18 protein-coding genes are annotated in these 18,160 nt (G+C 44.1%); 7 read left to right on the top strand and 11 right to left on the bottom strand.

The window, feature by feature from the left end:
* Positions 1-1,215: 1,215 nt before the first annotated feature.
* The 5 genes from ACSSS3_RS16880 to ACSSS3_RS16860 all read right to left on the bottom strand — a co-directional run bounded on the left by ACSSS3_RS16880 (position 1,216) and on the right by ACSSS3_RS16860 (position 5,466).
* Positions 1,216-1,770, bottom strand: a complete 555-nt coding sequence (locus ACSSS3_RS16880) for a DUF4251 domain-containing protein (RefSeq protein ID WP_442845607.1) — start codon at positions 1,768-1,770, stop codon at positions 1,216-1,218.
* 4 nt (positions 1,771-1,774) lie between these two features.
* Complete coding sequence (locus ACSSS3_RS16875) at positions 1,775-1,993, bottom strand: hypothetical protein (RefSeq protein WP_228229777.1); 219 nt, start codon at positions 1,991-1,993, stop codon at positions 1,775-1,777.
* Position 1,994: 1 nt separating this feature from the next.
* Positions 1,995-2,849 (bottom strand): formate/nitrite transporter family protein, encoded by an 855-nt coding sequence (locus ACSSS3_RS16870; RefSeq protein ID WP_442845606.1) that lies wholly within the window; start codon positions 2,847-2,849, stop codon positions 1,995-1,997.
* A gap of 2 nt (positions 2,850-2,851) precedes the next feature.
* A complete protein-coding gene (locus tag ACSSS3_RS16865) occupies positions 2,852-3,301 on the bottom strand; it encodes a nucleoside deaminase (RefSeq protein ID WP_442845605.1) in 450 nt (149 codons plus the stop codon).
* Between the two features lie 197 nt (positions 3,302-3,498).
* Complete coding sequence (locus ACSSS3_RS16860; RefSeq protein WP_442845604.1) at positions 3,499-5,466, bottom strand: aconitate hydratase; 1,968 nt, start codon at positions 5,464-5,466, stop codon at positions 3,499-3,501.
* A 221-nt stretch (positions 5,467-5,687) separates the two neighbouring features.
* Between ACSSS3_RS16860 and ACSSS3_RS16855 the strand changes: the two genes are divergently transcribed.
* The 3 genes from ACSSS3_RS16855 (at position 5,688) to ACSSS3_RS16845 (ending at position 7,565) form a co-directional block, all read left to right on the top strand.
* Complete coding sequence (locus ACSSS3_RS16855) at positions 5,688-6,665, top strand: TerC family protein (RefSeq protein WP_442845603.1); 978 nt, start codon at positions 5,688-5,690, stop codon at positions 6,663-6,665.
* A 102-nt stretch (positions 6,666-6,767) separates the two neighbouring features.
* Entirely contained in the window at positions 6,768-7,073 is a 306-nt protein-coding gene (hpf, locus tag ACSSS3_RS16850; protein ID WP_228229772.1) for a ribosome hibernation-promoting factor, HPF/YfiA family, read from the top strand.
* 9 nt (positions 7,074-7,082) lie between these two features.
* Complete coding sequence (locus tag ACSSS3_RS16845; RefSeq protein ID WP_442845602.1) at positions 7,083-7,565, top strand: arsenate reductase family protein; 483 nt, start codon at positions 7,083-7,085, stop codon at positions 7,563-7,565.
* A gap of 76 nt (positions 7,566-7,641) precedes the next feature.
* On the opposite strand, the gene ACSSS3_RS16840 is transcribed toward ACSSS3_RS16845, so the two are convergent.
* The 6 genes from ACSSS3_RS16840 to ACSSS3_RS16815 all read right to left on the bottom strand — a co-directional run bounded on the left by ACSSS3_RS16840 (position 7,642) and on the right by ACSSS3_RS16815 (position 13,153).
* Positions 7,642-8,010, bottom strand: coding sequence for a hypothetical protein (locus ACSSS3_RS16840; RefSeq protein ID WP_442845601.1), 369 nt, complete (start codon positions 8,008-8,010; stop codon positions 7,642-7,644).
* A 3-nt stretch (positions 8,011-8,013) separates the two neighbouring features.
* A complete protein-coding gene (locus tag ACSSS3_RS16835) occupies positions 8,014-8,613 on the bottom strand; it encodes a nitroreductase family protein (protein ID WP_228229769.1) in 600 nt (199 codons plus the stop codon).
* 80 nt (positions 8,614-8,693) lie between these two features.
* Positions 8,694-8,945 (bottom strand): acyl carrier protein, encoded by a 252-nt coding sequence (locus ACSSS3_RS16830; RefSeq protein ID WP_442845600.1) that lies wholly within the window; start codon positions 8,943-8,945, stop codon positions 8,694-8,696.
* 85 nt (positions 8,946-9,030) lie between these two features.
* Positions 9,031-10,305 carry a beta-ketoacyl-[acyl-carrier-protein] synthase family protein gene (locus ACSSS3_RS16825; RefSeq protein WP_442845599.1) on the bottom strand — a complete coding sequence of 425 codons (1,275 nt, stop codon included), beginning with the start codon at positions 10,303-10,305 and terminating at the stop codon, positions 9,031-9,033.
* The gene (locus ACSSS3_RS16820; protein WP_442845598.1) at positions 10,292-10,747 is read right to left on the bottom strand and encodes a 3-hydroxyacyl-ACP dehydratase FabZ family protein; all 456 of its coding nucleotides are present in this window, start codon (positions 10,745-10,747) and stop codon (positions 10,292-10,294) included. Before ACSSS3_RS16820 ends, ACSSS3_RS16825 begins: the two co-directional genes overlap by 14 nt.
* Before the next feature lie 3 nt (positions 10,748-10,750).
* Entirely contained in the window at positions 10,751-13,153 is a 2,403-nt protein-coding gene (locus tag ACSSS3_RS16815; RefSeq protein WP_442845597.1) for a zinc-dependent metalloprotease, read from the bottom strand.
* 197 nt (positions 13,154-13,350) lie between these two features.
* On the opposite strand from ACSSS3_RS16815, the gene ACSSS3_RS16810 reads away from it, so the two are divergent.
* The 4 genes from ACSSS3_RS16810 (at position 13,351) to prfB (ending at position 18,158) form a co-directional block, all read left to right on the top strand.
* On the top strand, positions 13,351-14,823 hold the full coding sequence (locus ACSSS3_RS16810) for a circularly permuted type 2 ATP-grasp protein (protein WP_228229764.1): 1,473 nt from the start codon (positions 13,351-13,353) through the stop codon (positions 14,821-14,823).
* 48 nt (positions 14,824-14,871) lie between these two features.
* Entirely contained in the window at positions 14,872-15,819 is a 948-nt protein-coding gene (locus tag ACSSS3_RS16805; protein WP_442845596.1) for an alpha-E domain-containing protein, read from the top strand.
* A gap of 151 nt (positions 15,820-15,970) precedes the next feature.
* Entirely contained in the window at positions 15,971-16,963 is a 993-nt protein-coding gene (locus ACSSS3_RS16800) for a transglutaminase-like domain-containing protein (protein ID WP_228229762.1), read from the top strand.
* 88 nt (positions 16,964-17,051) lie between these two features.
* Positions 17,052-18,158 (top strand): peptide chain release factor 2, encoded by a 1,107-nt coding sequence (prfB, locus tag ACSSS3_RS16795; protein ID WP_228229761.1) that lies wholly within the window; start codon positions 17,052-17,054, stop codon positions 18,156-18,158.
* The last annotated feature ends 2 nt before the right edge of the window (positions 18,159-18,160 follow it).

Here is an 18,160-nt window from a genome sequence, read left to right as displayed (position 1 = left end):
ACCCCAAATTGCCATTAGTTGTCATTTCGAAGGAGCTTTTTTAGCGAATGAGAAATCGCATCTGTCATTGCTGTTAAATTTACCGGCTGGTGTGATTTCTCCTTAGCAGTCGAAATGACTTTCAGAATAACTTTGAATCCTAAACCTTAAACCTTAAATCTTGAATTCTTGCAATCGCTGAGAATCGCGTATTTGAAAATTTTCTCACCTAAGAGCAAAGGGATTTTAAAGACTTTTTAGCTCGTTTCTCGACTGGGCTTCGACAGGCTCAGCCTGACACGCTCGAAATGACATTCGGAATATCAACTGATCTGAAGCTTCGGGACAGTCTGATACATCTGGTTTCTTTTAGTCATTTCGAAGGAGCTTTTTCAGCGACTGAGAAATCGCATCCATCATTCCGGTATAATTTACCGGCTGGTGTGATTTCTCCTTATCAGTCGAAATGACTTTGAATTTTGAATTTCGTGTTTGATTTCTCGACTGGGCTTCGACTCACGAAATTTAGGGACAGCCTGACACGCTCGAAATGATATTCGGAAAATCTTGAATTTTCAACTTTAAACATTGAATTCTGTAATCACTGAGAATCGCGTATTTGAAAATTTTCTGACCTAAGTCCCGAATACGCGAATTTTGAGCAAAGATGTTTTTTAGGAATTTTCAGCTAGTTTCTCGACTGGGCTTCGACAGGCTCAGCCTGACAAGCTCGAAATGACCGTAAGTTCATCTGCCGTAAAGATGCATTTAAAAGATTTTGAATTTCAAACTTTAAATGTTGAATTTCTAGTGTGATTTCTCTTTATCAGTCAAAATGACTTTCAGAATAACTTTGAATCCTAAACCTTAAATCTTGAATTCCCGCAATCGCTGAGAATCGTGTATTTGAAAATTTTCTGACCTAAGTCCCGAATACGCGAATTTTGAGCGAAGGGATTTTAAAGACTTTTTAGCTCGTTTCTCGACTGGGCTTCGACAGGCTCAGCCTGACACGCTTGAAATGACCGTAAGTTCATCTGCCGTGAAGGAGCATTTGAAAGATTTTGAATTTCAAACTTTAAATCTTGAATTTCTCAATGACTTTGAATTTCGAACCCAATAAACTAAAATGTTAGTTTGTTAGATGTAAGCTCCGCAACAAGCAATCAGAAATAACAAATCCGAAATCCCAGACAAGCAATCAGAAATAATAAATCAGTAACCCGGAATCCCGAACTACAAATCTGCTTCCGGTTCCTGCACCGCCTCTACCGTTCCGCGATACTGCATATTAGTACGTTGGGTACTGTTTACAGACATATTTGCACTCAACCCCGGACTTAAATTGACCACAAAATCATAGGCCTCGTTTCCCTGCGTGTCATTAGCTGAAAACCGAATGATGTACATACCGCGTTTGGTTTCAACGCTGTAATTTTTCATGAGCCCGTCTATGGTGATTCCGTTATCGCGTGTGCCATAGCCCCCACCCATACGGCGCTCGCCAAAAAATGGCAGATTGGCACTGATGCTGTCACCTTTAATAGTGAGGTGATTGGAGTTTCCTATCAGGCTTATTTGTGCGCCGGTGTTTCCGGGACCTAAAATACCCGTGTTAAGTACCGCATTTACAGCTGTAGTTGCCATAGGCATTGCAAAATTAGATTCTACCGTAAAATTGCGGTTGTTCACCCAATCGTTGAGTTCGGGATTGCTGGTGGCATCGGCTTGTGAGGCGCTTCCGCAGGAAATTAAAACCAGCGTAAGCATCGTAAATACAAGTGTTTTCATAATTCTATTTTTTTAATTCGTTATTAATAATTCCGGCTTTAATCAGCAAAACCACGCCGCTCAGGCAGAGGCCTAATCCGGCTGTTCCACCCGCAATCCAATACCAGTTGGGTAAATCGGAATGCTTCCACCAGCTGCTTTCGATAGCCAAAGAAAGGCCACTACCGAGTAAAACAGCTCCAAAAGCCCCGTAAAACCACCATTTTTTGCGTTTGGCTTCCACCCTAATAGTCTTTTACATTAAAGACAAAGGCACGGTACTTCAATAAGGCCACAAAAAATGCGCCACCTATGGCGTTGCCCAGTAATGCGAGGCTTTGCACCCGTAAATACTCGGGAAACGTAACCTCAGAGCCTACAATCATGGCCGTAAAAATCTCAATATTTCCTATGATACTGTGATGTAAACCGGTAAAGGCCATGGTTGCGGTTATGATAAAAATGATAACGATGCGGCTGATGGTATCTTTTGAAGAGGTAATAAGCCAGGAAAGCAATCCCATCATCCACCCGGCTAAAATGGCGCTTACCACAATCACCCAACTTTCATAATGCGCAACGTGCTCGCCTATGGCTCTGATGGTTTCGTGGTCAAAAATACCCAGTTTGGGACCTATCCAGATCAAAACCATTCCTATAAGATAACCGCCTATGAGGTTTCCTAAAATTACAAGTCCCCAAAGCCGCAACAGGCTCTTCAGATCACGCTGGCGGTTGAGTACCGGTAAGGTAAGCAGCGAGGTCTGTTCGGTAAACAGGATCGATTGTCCCAAAACCACCAGAATAAAGCCCAGCGGATAAACAAATGCCAAAATTTTAAAAAGCCCTTCTTCGGGCATTTTACCGGTGTAGTAATAGAACATACTGCACATCAGCAGGTAACTGAAGCCAATCTCAAGCCCGGCGGTTAGCGAACTCAGCAAAATACTGCTGGTGCTGCGCTTGTACACCTCCTGCCCTTCGCAGATTTGCTCTTTGAGAATCTCCCCATGACTTTTAGCCTGTGACTCTTCACTGGGAGCCTCCTTTTCGAGCTCCTTGTCTATATTTTGCTGTTTTTTTTCTTCTTCTTCGCTCATAATCAGGAGTTCCAGATGGCTACGGCTTCATCGCGCAGCAACTGTTTTAAGTTAAATTCTACGTGACGTTTGCCGGTATGCGAGTTGTAAAAGAGGTCGCTGTACACATAACCGGCTGCTTTGGCATCGGCTGCCGAAGCGCCATAATACGCCATGTCCAGCTCAGCCCAGCGGGTGCTTCCCAGGCACATCAGGCAGGGTTCGCAACTGGTGTACAGGACGCAGCCTTTCAGACTCTTTGATCCGAGTTTTTTACAGGCTTCCTGTATCATAGCGAGTTCGGCGTGCTGGGTACAGTCTGTAGTAGCCCCTACCCGGTTATGGCCTTCGGCAATGATGCTTCCGTCTTTGACGATCACCGCTCCAAAAGCGCCACCGCCTTCGGCAGCTTTACCCTTACCGGCCCAACTGATGGCCTTTCGCATAAAATCCTCGTGTTGGTTTAGTTTCATTAACATTTTTTGGTCTTATATATAAAGACGGACACTAAAATACGCCAGGTTTTTCAGCATCCGTCCCTAAATTTTGTTATCAAATAATTTTATTGGCACCGCCAAAGGATGTTTCAGTCGATCCCGATAGCGATCGGGATGCCTCGACATCAAGGCTTCGTTTCCTTTGTATGCCTGGTGTGCAAGCCTAAGCTCGTTTACGCCGAAAGTTTTTCTTTAAAATCATTGATAATACCTCCTTTGAGCAACACACGAATCTGACGATCACTTAAAGTATGTTTGGTAGGAATCGAAATTTCACCGGTTTTCTTTTTAATGATTACCTCAATCGTATCCCGGTTTTCCACCAGTTGACGCAGGTTTTTAAACGCTACGGTATCGCCCTGTTCGATTTGCTCCAGATCGTCGGGATTTTCAAATTCCAATGGAAGAATACCGAAATTCACCAGGTTTTGCCACGCGATACGCGCATAGCTTTTCGCGATTACGGCTACCTGTCCTAAATATTTGGGGGCCAAAGCGGCATGCTCCCGGCTACTGCCCTGGGCGTAATTCTCTCCGGCAACCACAATATGGCCTCCCTCCTGCTCTTTGGTTTCCATAGCCCGGTCGTAGAAGGTTTCGTCAATTACGGTATAGCTATACTTGCTGATTTCAGGCAGGTTAGACCGAAACGGAAGTACCTCGGCACCGGCTTTTAAAATTTCGTCAGTAGAAATATTATCTCCCATTTTTAATAAAACAGGAATTTTATAGTCATCCTGAAGCGCGTCTATATGCGGTAAGGACTTGATATTCGGGCCTTTTTTGAGTTCGACTTTACTGCCATCTTCAGCCGGCGGCACCAGCATATCCATATTGATGATGTGCAGCTCAGGGTCCTCGTACTGCGGGTATTTCATGTCGTAAAGCTTTTCCAGATCCCGTGGATCGGTAATTTTACCCGTCAGTGCGGAAGCTGCAGCGGTCTCGGGGCTGCATAAATGCACCTGATCATCTTTGGTACCCGAGCGGTCGGGGAAATTACGCGGCATCGTACGCAGACTTATGGTACCGCTGGCGGGCGCCTGCCCCATCCCGATACAACCCATACATCCACTCTGGTGAAAACGGGCACCGGCGGTAATGAGATTGGCAAAAGCCTTGGTGTCTATCATATTCTGAATGATCTGGCGGCTGGTAGGATTGATATCAAAAGAAACATCGGGATTAACCGATTTGCCTTTTACAATCGCACCGGCAATCCAAAAATCGCGTAATCCCGGGTTCGCCGAAGAGCCAATCACCACCTGAGAAATTGATTTTCCGGCCACCTCGCTTACCGGAACCACATTGCCGGGGCTGGTAGGCAACGCGATAAGCGGCACCAGCTTGTCAAGCTCGATATGATCGTGCAGCTCGTATTCACAGCCTTCATCGGCTACCAGTTCAATCCAGTCTTCTTCACGTCCCTGAGACTTTAAAAATCGTTTGGTTTCCTGATCACTGGGGAAAACGGTAGTCGTAGCGCCCAGTTCGGCACCCATATTGGCAATCACATGACGGTCCATCGCACTCAGATGCTTCAGACCTTCACCATAATATTCTATAATTTTCCCAACGCCTCCTTTTACATCATGACGGCGCAGCATTTCGAGAATGACGTCTTTGGCACTTACCCAATCCGGTAATTTTCCGGTGAGTTTTACGCCCATTACTTTCGGCATTTTAACGAAATAAGGCTCACCTGCAATGGCAGCTGCCACGTCAAGACCTCCTGTACCAATGGCCAGCATCCCCAGCGAACCGGCTGCACAACTATGACTGTCACTGCCTACAAGGGTTTTTCCGGGTTTGCCGAAACGCTCCATATGTACGGGATGGCTCACCCCATTACCGGGACGGCTAAACCAAAGTCCAAATTTTTGAGCGGCGCTGTGTAAAAAGGCGTGGTCATCGGCATTTTTAAAATCGGTTTGCAGCAGGTTGTGGTCTACATATTGCACCGCAACTTCGGTCTTGGCTTTTTTAAGGTTCATCGCCTCAAGCTCCAACTGTACCAGTGTTCCGGTAGCATCCTGAAGCAAAGCCTGATCGATTTTTAATCCTATTTCCTTGCCGGGCTCGAGTTCGCCTGCAACAAGATGATCGTTGATGAGTTTTTGAGTAACGTTTAAGGGTTTCATAGATTAGATTCTTTATTTTGGTTGTTAAAAATTAGAGAGAAAGCCCTGAAGCCACAATTATTTAACAGCAATTTAGAATCTATTACGCCATAAGGCTTTTAAACTATAGTATATTTAGACCTGATATAATTCAACCGGATCAGAAGCCGCAACCCCTTTAATATCAAGGCTCTGATGCTTCATGAATACTTCAGGCATTTTAACCCTAAAATTATTTTTTTATGCTTATTTGGGCTCTTTTTATAGCTTTCATTCTCATCTGTCTTGCCCTTGACCTGGGTGTTTTCAATAAAAACGATCACGTCATAAAAAGTAAAGAGGCCGGTATCTGGACCGCAGTTTGGTTTACGCTGGCAATGGCTTTTAGCGGCATTATTTACTGGTTGTTTAACGCAGAGATGGTAGATAATCCCACGGGTATTTCAGCAAACACCGCCGTGCTCAAATACATTACCGGTTATCTCATCGAACTCTCCCTGAGTATTGACAACGTATTTGTGATCGCAGTGATCTTTTCCTCTTTTGCCATTCCGCCAAAATACCAGCATCGGGTGTTGTTCTGGGGAATTTTAGGAGCCATCATTTTCAGGGCACTCATGATTGTTTTTGGTGTGGCGCTTATCAACAAGTTTGAATGGATTATCTATGTGTTTGGCGCGTTTCTGCTGTATACGGCCTATACCATGTTTAAGTCAGATAATGATGAATACGATCCGCAGGATTCTAAGATTTATAAATACATCAAGAAACTCTTTCCGGTTACCAACCGTATAGAAGGACACGCGTTTTTTCTTTTAGAAAACGGAAAAAATGCTGCCACTCCCCTGTTTCTGGCATTAATTGTTATTGAACTTACCGATATTTTATTTGCTCTGGACAGCATCCCCGCGATTCTGGCCATAACGGCAGATCCGTTTATTGTTTTTACTTCAAACATTTTTGCCATTCTTGGACTTCGGTCTATGTATTTCCTGATTTCAAGAATGATTCAGAAATTTCGTTTTATCAATTACAGCCTGGTGGTGATTCTCGCTTTTGTGGGACTTAAAATGATTTTCTCGCATATGATTGAAGTGCCCGAATGGTTGTCCCTGGCGGTGATTGTGGTTTCACTGGTAAGCGGGATTTTAGCTTCCATTTACATCAAACAGGACGAAAATCCTGAAAATCACACACCTGAGGCTGAAGAACTTCCCTAAAGTGTTAAGGCTTCGCTAACAGAGGTTATAAAGAAAGCCTAAAGTGCATTGAGTAGGCCCCACTAATGTGTAACTTTAAGATAAATCAAAAAATTTCTATATATGAACATTAATTTTGAATACCACGATGTAACGGCCAGCGGTGCCCTTGAAGAATTTGCAAAAGAGCAGATTGAAAAACTCGTGCATAAATATGACTTTATCATACGCGCAGATGTTTTCTTTAAAATGGAAAATACCTCCAGCGATGAAACCGGAAAAATTGCCGGTATACGTTTAAGTGCTCCCGGCCCTCGCCTGTTTGCCGAACACAGTTCAAAAGACTTTTACGAGTCGGTAAAAACTACGGTACGCGAACTCGACAGCCAGTTGAAGAAGCGTAAAGAAAAAATGAAGTCTCACCACTAAACCGGGAATATGAAATCAATTGCAAGAGATGAAAATCAAATAACGCTGATTTACAACAGTGAGAATCACGTGGGTGAGCGTACGTTTGCACACGCATCTGCGATCAAGGATAAAGAGCTTCAGGCGATTGATATCGCCAAAACGCCCCTTACCGGAACCCAATGGGCCGAACTGGCTGATGGTTTAAATACCGATGTAAAAGGCTTGTTGAGTTTTGAAAACGTGTCTGATGATGACGAAATCAAAACTGCAGATTATGATGAGAATGATTATATCAAAATCATCGAGCACAGACCGGAGTTACTGGCGCATCCTATTCTTATTCACGGAGATGCGATGAAGCAAATCGTAAATCCTACCGAAGCTCAGGAATTTTTGGGTGTTGACAGCGCAGGCTTAGAAAAGAAAATGATGCACGAAGAGCCTACCATAAGCAGTACAACCAAAAAAGAACACTTTATAGAGAAGCCCGGAAAAGGCGATCACAATTAATACTGTTGATTGTTAGCATATAAAAAGCCCCGTATAGATTTTATACGGGGCTTTTTTATAGATAAAACAGAGGAAGTCAGTCCTTCTCTACAGTGTCGATAGGCTGAATTCCCGGTTTTATTTTTTCGTACAATTCAAATTGATACTCGGTGAGAATTTCACTCATCTTGCTACTTTCCTCAACATAAACACGGGTCAGATCTTCGAGTTTGGCCTTTCCGGATTTCTTTTGACTCACTTCCTCGCGCAAAAGCAGAAAGTCTTCCAGACTCGATTTGAAAAGCAAGTCCTGCTTGGGAGTCATCCCCAGTTTGGCGGAATAAATCTGGGTCAAAGAATCTGCTGCCTTCTCAATATGTTGGGGCTTGATCTCATAATGCTGCACCTGAGCAACGGTGCTAAGGCTGAAAAAAACCAGCATCAATCCAAATACGATACGTTTCATAATCTAGCTTTTTGATTTAAAGTTTCCGTTAAAGGCAAAGTCTTCGATATCCATACGCGAACGTTTGGTTTCCAGCTCCTGTTCTCTCAACGATTCCGGAAGCTTCTCTACATCGCCCCCGTATCTGCCAAAAGCAACCGCGGTAGCAATGCCGTAATCATCGGTAAATTGAAATTCGCGATGGGCTTTTTCCTGATCAATACCACCCATTTGATGTGCGGCAATCCCGGTATGATTGGCCTGAATCACTACGTTGCCCATAAACAGACCTAAATCGTGAAGCGCGTGAAAATACTCCTCCCCATCTTTATTGGTTTTCTTATAGGCCGTTACCATCAGTACCTGAGCATTTTTGGCCCAATCCTGATTAAAAGGAATCAAACATTCCATAATGCGATCGTAAACCGCATCTCCCTTGAGGCCATAAATAACGCGCCAGGGCTGCTGATTGTAAGAGCTTGAAGCCCATCTTCCGGCTTCCAGCAGTAATTTTACTTCAGATTCTGAAATGGGTTCGTCATCAAAAGCACGCGGACTCCAGCGTGTTTTGATGTCTTCCATAATGTCATATTGGGTAGGTGTCGTTTTCTTGATTTTTTCCATGGTTACTTTTTATTGAAAGATAACCGATTTAAGGAGCTTTGCAGCGGTTTTTAACGACCCTTAACGCAGTGGCGGTAATTTTAACGAGTCGCTAACTTTTCGTCAATAAGCGCAATAGAGGCAGCAACCGTATCCATTTTGTTGAGTTCATCATCCTCAATGGTGATATCAAATGCATCTTCCACATCCAGCACAATATCTACCAGATGGGTAGAGTTGATGTTTAAATCATTCACCAAATGGCTATGTGGTTCAATGCTTTCGGGATTTACATCTTCCGGCAGATAGGGTTTAATGATGTCTTTAAGTTTCGAATAGATTTCCTGATTCATAAGATTTTTAGTTTTCGCTGTTGCGAAATTTAGGGTGTTTGTTTCTAATTCAATTTGGTTTTTTTTTCAGCTTCGAAAAAATCGCTTAAGACTGAAAGGTGCTAAAAATAAGACAACAGTTTACATCCCCAAAACCAAAACTGGCTTTTGCCAGAATATTAAACTGCAGATCGGTTTTGGTTCTGGGAATACGCGTCTCCGAAATTTGAGCTGCGATTGCAGGATGCACCTGCTCCAGATTGATGTTGGGGAACAAAAACTGATGCTTCAATTGTAATACCGAAGCCACACACTCAATACTGCCGCTGGCGGCCAGACAATGCCCGGTCATTCCTTTTAGCGAGTTGATATAAGGAAAATCTGCCCCCTTGCGCCCCAGAGCTTCACTCCAGTTTTGTATTTCCAGATCGTCTTTAGTGGTAGCCGTAAGATGCCCGTTGATCACATCTACGGCTGAAGCTTCAACACTGGCATTAATTAGCGCATCACTGATGCAACGCTTCACCGCAATGGGATTAGGAGCCGTCATCGAGCCCTCCTGCCGCTGCCCGCCGCTGTTGCTGTGGCCACCCAAAATTTCGGCATAAATGCTCGCACCGCGCTGCTGAGCACTTTCCAGGCTTTCTAAAACCAAAGCGCCCGCACCGCTTCCCGGTACAAAACCGCTGGCGTCTGCCGCCATAGGTCGGGAAGCTTTTGCCGGTTTGTCGTTGTATTTAGAAGGTAAAATGCGCAGGGCGTCAAAACCACACCACACATAAGGGCCACCATCGCTGGTGCTTCCGGCCAGCATACGCTTTGCCTTCCCGTCTTTGATACGCTCGTAAGCCAGTAAAACCGCCTCGGTACCGGTAGTACAGGCAGAAGAATTGGTAGTGACCAGATTGCCCAGACCGAGCATTCCGCCTAAATATGCGCTTACCCCGCTGCTCATGGTTTGCTGCACACTGGTACTGCCCAGGCGCCGGGTATTGCCCTCATCGACTTTATAAATGCTCTCCCGGTATTTGTCTACCCCTAAGGTGCCCACGCCAAAGATGGTCCCGCTGTCAAAATCGCACTGCTCATCATCAATCTTCAGGCCGGCATCCTGCCAGGCTTCAATCCCTGCAGCCACCCCATACAGAATACCTGCAGCATTAAAATTGCGCAGCTGTAAAGGCGTAAAATACCTGGATTTCACCGCTTCTGAAATAAGCGGCATCCCTCCTATCTGACAGGAAAAATTCAGTTTTTCGAGTTCGCTGTAAAAACGTATTCCGCTTTTACCGTTTTCAATCGCTTCTTTAAAGGCCGGTACACCCACCCCGTTAGGAGCACAAACGCCCAGACCTGTTACTACCACTCTATGATTTTGCATCGCCGGGTTTTAAAATTCCTGAAAAAACACCCTGACAAACCACTTCTCCCGCAGCGTTGAGCATCTTAACCTGTGACTTTAACTTATGAAACCTAAAATATTCTAAATCAGAAACAACGGTAACATTTTCATTAGGAAAAACCGGCTTTAAAAACCGGGCCTGATGCTCAACCACAGCCACGGTTGCATTTGATTTTAAATCGAAATTTTTATCGCGAAGCAGGTAAATGCCCAGGCTCACAAGTCCTATTTGCATCATACACTCAATCAGGATTACACCGGGTGTAACCGGAAAATTTACAAAGTGACCTTTGTAAAAATCGGAGGTATCTTTAAACATATACTCCCCTTTGATGTGCTTTTGAGAAACCTCGGTAATGCGGTCTACAAACAAAAACGGAGGTCCATAGGGTAGTTTCTGTACAATTTCTTGGTGGGTCATGAATTAATTATTTAGGCATTCAAAACTGCCAATAGGTGAACCATCGGGAATCTTAGGAGCCGAAACCGGCTTAAACTCGTCCGGATCTTCGATGAATTTTCCGATCTGCCAGGCCAGATAACGCACATCTGCATCTTCAAATTTTAAATTTTGCATTGCCAGGTCAGAAAGACTTTTCAATACTGCTGCTTTTACCTGCGGAATCGCTTCAGGATTCACCATCAGTTGCTTCAAATGCTCTAAAACCCGGTAATTGATGCTGCGTTGCACTTCTGCCAGATAGGAATCATTCGGTTTTTGACCAAAGGTTTTAGCCGTCAGGGCATCTAAAACTTCCTGAAATGCCGGAAGCTCTGCATCTACCGCATGCTGTGCTACCAGACGGTTTGCCCGCTCCGCATTCAGCAGAAAATCAAGTGTAAAATCGGCTGCGGTTTCAGCAGCACCCAGCGGATCAAAAGTGACACCGGTATTGCCCTTAAAGCTTTCGCGGGTGCGATTATACCCAAAAGCCCTTGGCGGAAACAAATCCAATTTGGACTTCGGGATGGCAAGCACTTCAGCATCAAGGGTTTTAAGTACCCCGTCAAGTGCTTCTTCCTGCTCTTTTGCCGAAACATAGCTTCGTATTTGCTGCTGTTCATCACCCCGTACCGCGTAGGTATAACGCAGGCCACCAATACGTTTTACCGCTGCTTCGGTTTGATACCTGTGGTAAAAATAGAGCGGCACAAACACATCCTCCAGAACCGTAAGCGGCTCCCCGCTGCGAATATTTGCTATGCTGAAATTTTGAATGGCTTTTTCGCGAAGCGCCAATACCGATTCGAGCTCTTTAGCCGCATTGGCTCCGTTATCCCATAAATGGGCGTCAGGATGGGCACCATCTGCAGCCCGGGCATCGCTGTCTGTGATAAAGCGCAGTCCCTTAGCCTCAGCATCTTCCAAAACTTTATTTAGATACCAGGATTCAGTCATGCCTTTAGGAACATCGCCATAACTGTAAGCCACGGTTACTTTATCCCAAACCCCTATTCCGGTAGCGTAAGCATCGCTAAAATCAACTACTCCATTTTTAAGCCGAATGGCAGGATGCGGATAATCCATCACCGAAGCGCGGTCGTTAACACTGGCGGCAAAATTGTGCGCAAAACCAAGGGTGTGCCCTACTTCGTGTGCCGAAAGCTGGCGAATACGGGCCAAAGCAAGCTCGAGCATAGGTTCATAATTATCATCAGATTCGGCAAAAGGTTGATTCATCAAAGCCTGGGCGATCATAAAATCCTGACGGATGCGCAAACTTCCCAAACTTACATGCCCCTTTAAAATCTCTCCGGTACGCGGATCGGTAACGCTGGCCCCATAACTCCAGCCGCGGGTGCTGCGGTGCACCCATTGAATGACATTGTAGCGCAAATCAAGCGGATCTGCATTTTCCGGCAGCATTTTAACCTGAAACGCATTCTGGTATCCTATACTTTCAAAAGCCTGATTCCACCAGCCTGCACCTTCCAGCAAAGCCGATCGCACCGGCTCGGGAGTTCCGGGGTCCAGATAGTAAATAATGGGTTCTACCGGCTCACTGACTTCAAGTTCGGGGTTTTTCTTTTCAAGCCGGTGTCTGATGATTAAGCGTTTGTCAATAGGTTCCTGAACCGGAGAAGCATAATCTTTGTATTGCGTGTAGATCGCACCGGAGCGCGGATCAAAGGCCCGAGGTTCATATCCCGCTTCAGGTAATTGCACAAAAGAATGGTGTTGAACTACCGAAATCAAGGAAGCATCTGGGGCAACACTGCGAAGCAGGCGCCCCTCAGGGCTGCCTTTAAATGTAAGCAAAACCTCAAATTCCACATTTTTAGGGAAAGCTTTGGTATTCTCTAAAGCCAAAGCGCTTTTTTCCTTGTCGTATTTATAGGTACCCTCTTTATTGGCTTTAATACGATCTGCAACGCCGTGTGCGTCTTCCATTAAAAAAGGCGTAAAGTCTATTATATAGGTACTGCCCTGAGTTTCTTTAATCTCAAAACCATATAAAACCGATTTAGCAAAGGCCTCCTCAACCGATTTTCGCTCGGCTTCGTTTTCTGTTACGGCACGGTAATCCTGATTGGGCTGCACCAGCAGCAGCTTGTTGCCCGCTTTAATGAATTTTACTATGGCTGTACCGCCCAACTGCCCACGATCGAGACCTATGTCGTTAGAACCCAGTCCGCTTTTAAGCGCATGGACATAGATAAATTCTTCATCGAGTTTGTCGACTTCCAGATAAATCGCATCGTTTTTTTCGTCGTAATGAAACTTAAAAAACCCATCCTGGGTCCTGAGATTTTTTTTGGTTTCCAAAAATTGCGCAGAGAGCGTATTCAGACAAAGCAGCAGTAAAACAGGAAGGAGTTTTTTCATTCTTTAGATATATGGGTTTAAAAATAACCAAAAAAAGCTGTAAAACGGCAGCAGCATATAGCTTCCTAAAAATTGCCGAATTCCGATTTACAAAAGAAAAAATTGTATTTATCTCAAAAAAAAGCAGTTATAAATATGTGAATGGTATGAGCTCTTTTGCTTTTTAATCCTTATTTTAACAACAAACTAATCACTACATGTCACAGTCACAAACCCAATCCATTTTTTCGTCCTACGAAAAAGACCCTAAGTTTTATGATGAAATTTTCGACGAAGACGGAAATGTAAAAAAGGTCTACCAAACCTTATTTGATTTATATAGTGGGCATTCCAGTCAGGATTATGCCCGGCTTAACGATAAGGCTAAAGCTTCCTTCTTCAATCAGGGAATTACATTTCAGGTTTATAGCGAGAATGAAGCCAAAGAAAAAATATTCCCTTTTGACCTCTTTCCCAGAATCATAGACCCCAAAGAATGGGAAGTCATAGAACGCGGTGTTCTGCAGCGCAGCAAGGCGCTCAACCACTTTATATGGGATATTTACCACGATAAAAAAATCATCAAGCAGGGTATTGTCCCGCTCGATCTCATTACATCATCAGCAAATTACCTGCATCAGATGATAGGAGTTGATCCTCCGGGAGGTATATACAATCACATTTCGGGAACCGATCTGATCAAACACAGTGATGGTAAATATTATGTGCTTGAAGACAACATACGTTGCCCAAGCGGGGTGAGTTATGTGATTTGTAACCGTACGGCCTTAAAACGGGCTTTGTTTGGCGTGTTTAATCATTATAACGCCCATACGGTCACCGATTATGCGCAAAACCTGCTCGAAATGATGGAAACCGTTAAGCCGCGAGGAGTAGATGAGCCCAACTGTGTAGTGATTACGCCGGGTGTTTACAACTCAGCTTATTACGAGCATTCGTATCTCGCAAAAGCTATGGGTGTTGAGCTGGTTGAAGGCCGGGATTTGTTTGTGGAGAATGATTTCGTTTATATGCAAACCATCAAGGGTCCCGAGCGTGTAGATGTGATTTACAGACGTATTGATGATGCATTTCTCGATCCGTTAGAGTTTAGACCCGATTCTGCTTTGGGTGTACCGGGCTTGTTTTCGGCCTATAAAAAAGGAAATGTATGTCTGGTTAATGCACCGGGTACCGGTTTTGCAGACGATAAGGCCGTATATACCTATATGCCGCAAATCATTAAGTATTACCTCAATGAAGAGCCTATTCTCAATAACGTACACACCTACCACTGCAGTCGCCCTGACGAACTGAAATACGTGCTGGAAAATGTAGACAAGCTGGTGATCAAGCCGGTAGATGAAGCCGGAGGTTACGGCATCTCCATTGGTAACAGACTTACTAAAGAGGAGATTGAAAAAGTAAAGAAAACCATTCAGGCGAGTCCGCGTAAGTATATTGCACAGCCCATTATGAGTCTTTCGGTACACGCGACCTATATTGAAGAAAGCGAGTCTTTTGAATCGCGGCATGTCGATCTGAGAACTTTTTGCCTGCTGGGCGCCAATAAAGAATTTGTCTTAAAAGGAGGACTCACCCGTGTGGCACTTAAAAAAGGCAATCTTATTGTAAACAGCTCACAGGGCGGCGGCTCTAAAGATACCTGGGTTTTAAAAAAGAAATCCTAAAAAACGAATTACACCACTAACCAAAAATCTTCTTAAAACTCATAACTTATGCTTGCACGAGTCGCTAATAATTTATTCTGGATGGGGCGCTATATTGAACGTTCTGAACATCTTGCGCGCTATCTAAACGTAAATTATTTCTCATCACTGGATGCTCCCAACGATAAATCTCAATCCCGAAACCACGTTCTTCACAGTTTGTTGTTTATGGCCAATGGTCCTGTTGATGAGGATTATAAGTTAACCGAAGAAAATGTATTTTACGATATAGGTTTAAATCCGGAAGCTCCCTACTCGATCATCAATGCGGTTAAGTATGCCCGGGAGAATGCCAATGGGGCGCGGGATCTTATCTCTACAGAACTGTACGAATCCCTGAATAAATTCTATCATTTTGTACTGCGCTACGACGCCGATTTTTTCGTAAGAAAAGGCCTGTATGACTTCACAACCCAGGTCACCGAAGCCACGGCGGTTTTACGCGGAAAAATTAGAGGTACGCTGTTGCATGACGAAGTTTATGCCATTATAATGCTGGGTGTAAATATCGAACGGGCTACTCAGGTAGTGCGTATCATTCAGGCAAAATATTACGATGCGCTAAATGCTCAGGGCGGGTATGATGATAAGTTCAGCAAGAGTTATGAATGGACGACACTGCTTAAATGTATCGAATCTTACGATATGATGCGTCGGCATTACCGTAAAACCCCTACGAGCATTACCACACTTGAATTTTTAATCCTCAATGACGATTGCCCGCGTTCGGTAATGAACAGTCTCGTACAGGTTAAAAAACACATTGAACAACTCAATCTGGATAAAAACCCACGAAAGGATTCCGCTGCATTTTTAATCGGAAGGACACACGCCGAATACTGCTACAAAACCATTGACACTATTGAAGGTAATATCGAATCCTTTATAGAAGACATTCAAAACACCTTATTTGAAATTGCCAAAAAAATAGAAAAAGAATACTTCCAGATTCGGTAATAAAAAACAGGTAATACGTGTATTTTCAAAGAGCTATAGTCCCTCTGACTGAATTGTTTATAACTTCCGTCTTCAGGTAGTTGCCGTTGGTCGAATTAACTAAAAGAGAGCCATTGTTTTCTGTATTTTTGTATACTCTAAATCCCATAAAGTGGAATACACCATAAAATATAAGGCCAAAAATAGCTACGAGACTGAGGTTACTGATGCCTTGTGGCAATTTTTAATCGCTCCGCAGGACAACGAATCGCAAAAACTGCGTCTCGCTGAGTTTAAAAACTCCCTAAACGCGGCTACCGAAGAGTCTACAAATTCGCTAAACTTCAATATCTACCGCGTCATACAGCGCAAAGCCTTTAAATCAATTGATTTTGAAGCCAATTTTATTGTTCGTAAAGAAGAAGTAAACCCTTTTTCGGCCTTAGACAGTATTTACAATGCGGAGCATTACGAGCTGATCAACAGTCTGGATTTTAGAATTACCCATGAGCAATTCCTGAATTCGACCGAGCTTACCGGCTATCCCGGTGCCGGACTGAGTTTTGAATTTGAAGAAAACCGTTCGGTTTTTGACAATCTGCAACAGCTCAACAACTGGTTGTTTACAAACTTTAAATTCAAACAACAGGTTACAGATATCCGAAGCACCCCTGAAGATTTCGTAGCTCGTGGCGCAGGCGTTTGTCAGGATTTTACACACTTGTTTTTGGCCATTGCCCGAAAAAATAAAATCCCTACACGGTATACTTCCGGGTATCTGCATCAGGGAAATGGGTATAAAGGCGATTCTCAAATGCACGCCTGGGCAGAATGTTATATTCCCGAAAAAGGCTGGCTGGGCTTTGATCCCACTAATAACCTTATCGCTCTCGAAAACCACATCAAAGTGGCTCACGGCAAAGACTACAGCGATTGTTCACCCATTAAAGGCGTCCTGTACACCTCGTCTTCTACCAATTCTACCGAATACAGTGTAGAAGTGTTTGCCCGTGAAGAAAATGCGCCTGATGTTTTTACACAGTCTCAATCTCAGGGTTTTGACGATCGTGCAAATCAGCAGCAACTGGACTTTCAGATGCAATGGCAGCAGCAACAGCAACAGCAGCAACAACAACTACGCAAGCAGTTTAGCGCTAAATTCTAATCTATTTTACCGGTTTTGCAGAAGCTTCGCATTTTGTTAGGCCAGCTTTTGTACGGAAAATAGTAACTTTCGCAAAAGAGTATATACTATGACTACAAGCGATCAGGTCAAAGATCTTAAGCAACGCTTAGAAGCGTTACGCGTGCATTTAGGTATTGACCAGAAACGTATCGAAATACAAAACGAAGAGGAAAAAACCTTTGATCCCAATTTTTGGAACGACCCAAAAGAAGCCGAAATTTTTATGCGCAATCTGCGTGAAAAGAAAAATTGGGTTCAGGATTATGAAAAAGGTATTATCCTGACTGAAGAGCTTGAGGTTTTACTGGAGTTCCATAAAGAGGGAGAAGCTTCCGAAAGTGAGGTTAACAATCAGTACGAAAAAGCCAGCAAGCTTATTGAAGGTCTTGAATTTAAGAACATGCTTTCCGAAGAGGGTGACGATTTAAGCGCCGTGCTTCAGATTACTGCCGGTGCCGGTGGTACCGAAAGTTGTGACTGGGCTTCTATGCTGATGCGTATGTATCTGATGTGGAGCGAAAAAAACGGTTACAAAATCAAAGAACTCAACTACCAGGGAGGTGATGTAGCCGGGGTAAAAACGGTAACGCTCGAGATCGACGGACCTTTCGCCTTTGGCTGGCTAAAAAGCGAAAATGGGGTGCACCGTCTGGTACGTATATCACCCTTTGACAGTAACGCCAAGCGGCATACTTCTTTTGCTTCGGTTTATGTTTACCCGCTGGCAGATGACAGTATTGAGATAGACATCAATCCGGCAGACATCAGCTGGGACTTTGCGCGTTCATCGGGCGCCGGTGGCCAAAATGTGAATAAGGTGGAAACCAAAGCTATCCTGACCCACCACCCTACCGGAATCGTTATTCACAACAGTGAAACCCGCTCACAGCTTGAAAACCGGGAAAAAGCCATGCAAATGCTGAAGTCTCAACTTTATGAGATTGAACTTAAAAAACGTCAGGCCGCACGTGATGAAATTGAAGCCGAGAAAAAAGCCATAGAATGGGGTTCTCAGATCCGCAATTACGTGTTGCACCCTTACAAGCTTATAAAAGACGTGCGTACCGGGGAAGAAACCGGAAACACCGATGCGGTTTTAGACGGTGATATTGACGCGTTTCTTAAAGCCTATCTAATGATGACCGGTCAAAAGGAAACCAGTAACGAATTGTAATT

It is taken from the genome of Leeuwenhoekiella sp. H156 (assembly GCF_052218455.1).
Taxonomy (GTDB): Bacteria; Bacteroidota; Bacteroidia; order Flavobacteriales; family Flavobacteriaceae; genus Leeuwenhoekiella; species Leeuwenhoekiella parthenopeia.
The sequence above is the reverse complement of the archived record's forward strand: the minus strand, read 5'-3'. Positions and strand labels throughout refer to the sequence as shown.

Coding starts and splice junctions, on each gene's coding strand:
- ACSSS3_RS16860 (WP_442845604.1), bottom strand. CDS start 5,466: ATGAAACCCTTAAACGTTACTCAAAAACTCATCAACGATCATCTTGTT.
- ACSSS3_RS16825 (WP_442845599.1), bottom strand. CDS start 10,305: ATGCAAAATCATAGAGTGGTAGTAACAGGTCTGGGCGTTTGTGCTCCT.
- ACSSS3_RS16855 (WP_442845603.1), top strand. CDS start 5,688: ATGCTTATTTGGGCTCTTTTTATAGCTTTCATTCTCATCTGTCTTGCC.
- ACSSS3_RS16815 (WP_442845597.1), bottom strand. CDS start 13,153: ATGAAAAAACTCCTTCCTGTTTTACTGCTGCTTTGTCTGAATACGCTC.
- ACSSS3_RS16820 (WP_442845598.1), bottom strand. CDS start 10,747: ATGACCCACCAAGAAATTGTACAGAAACTACCCTATGGACCTCCGTTT.
- ACSSS3_RS16805 (WP_442845596.1), top strand. CDS start 14,872: ATGCTTGCACGAGTCGCTAATAATTTATTCTGGATGGGGCGCTATATT.
- prfB (WP_228229761.1), top strand. CDS start 17,052: ATGACTACAAGCGATCAGGTCAAAGATCTTAAGCAACGCTTAGAAGCG.
- ACSSS3_RS16880 (WP_442845607.1), bottom strand. CDS start 1,770: ATGAAAACACTTGTATTTACGATGCTTACGCTGGTTTTAATTTCCTGC.
- ACSSS3_RS16830 (WP_442845600.1), bottom strand. CDS start 8,945: ATGAATCAGGAAATCTATTCGAAACTTAAAGACATCATTAAACCCTAT.
- ACSSS3_RS16865 (WP_442845605.1), bottom strand. CDS start 3,301: ATGAAACTAAACCAACACGAGGATTTTATGCGAAAGGCCATCAGTTGG.
- ACSSS3_RS16810 (WP_228229764.1), top strand. CDS start 13,351: ATGTCACAGTCACAAACCCAATCCATTTTTTCGTCCTACGAAAAAGAC.
- ACSSS3_RS16835 (WP_228229769.1), bottom strand. CDS start 8,613: ATGGAAAAAATCAAGAAAACGACACCTACCCAATATGACATTATGGAA.
- hpf (WP_228229772.1), top strand. CDS start 6,768: ATGAACATTAATTTTGAATACCACGATGTAACGGCCAGCGGTGCCCTT.
- ACSSS3_RS16840 (WP_442845601.1), bottom strand. CDS start 8,010: ATGAAACGTATCGTATTTGGATTGATGCTGGTTTTTTTCAGCCTTAGC.
- ACSSS3_RS16870 (WP_442845606.1), bottom strand. CDS start 2,849: ATGAGCGAAGAAGAAGAAAAAAAACAGCAAAATATAGACAAGGAGCTC.
- ACSSS3_RS16845 (WP_442845602.1), top strand. CDS start 7,083: ATGAAATCAATTGCAAGAGATGAAAATCAAATAACGCTGATTTACAAC.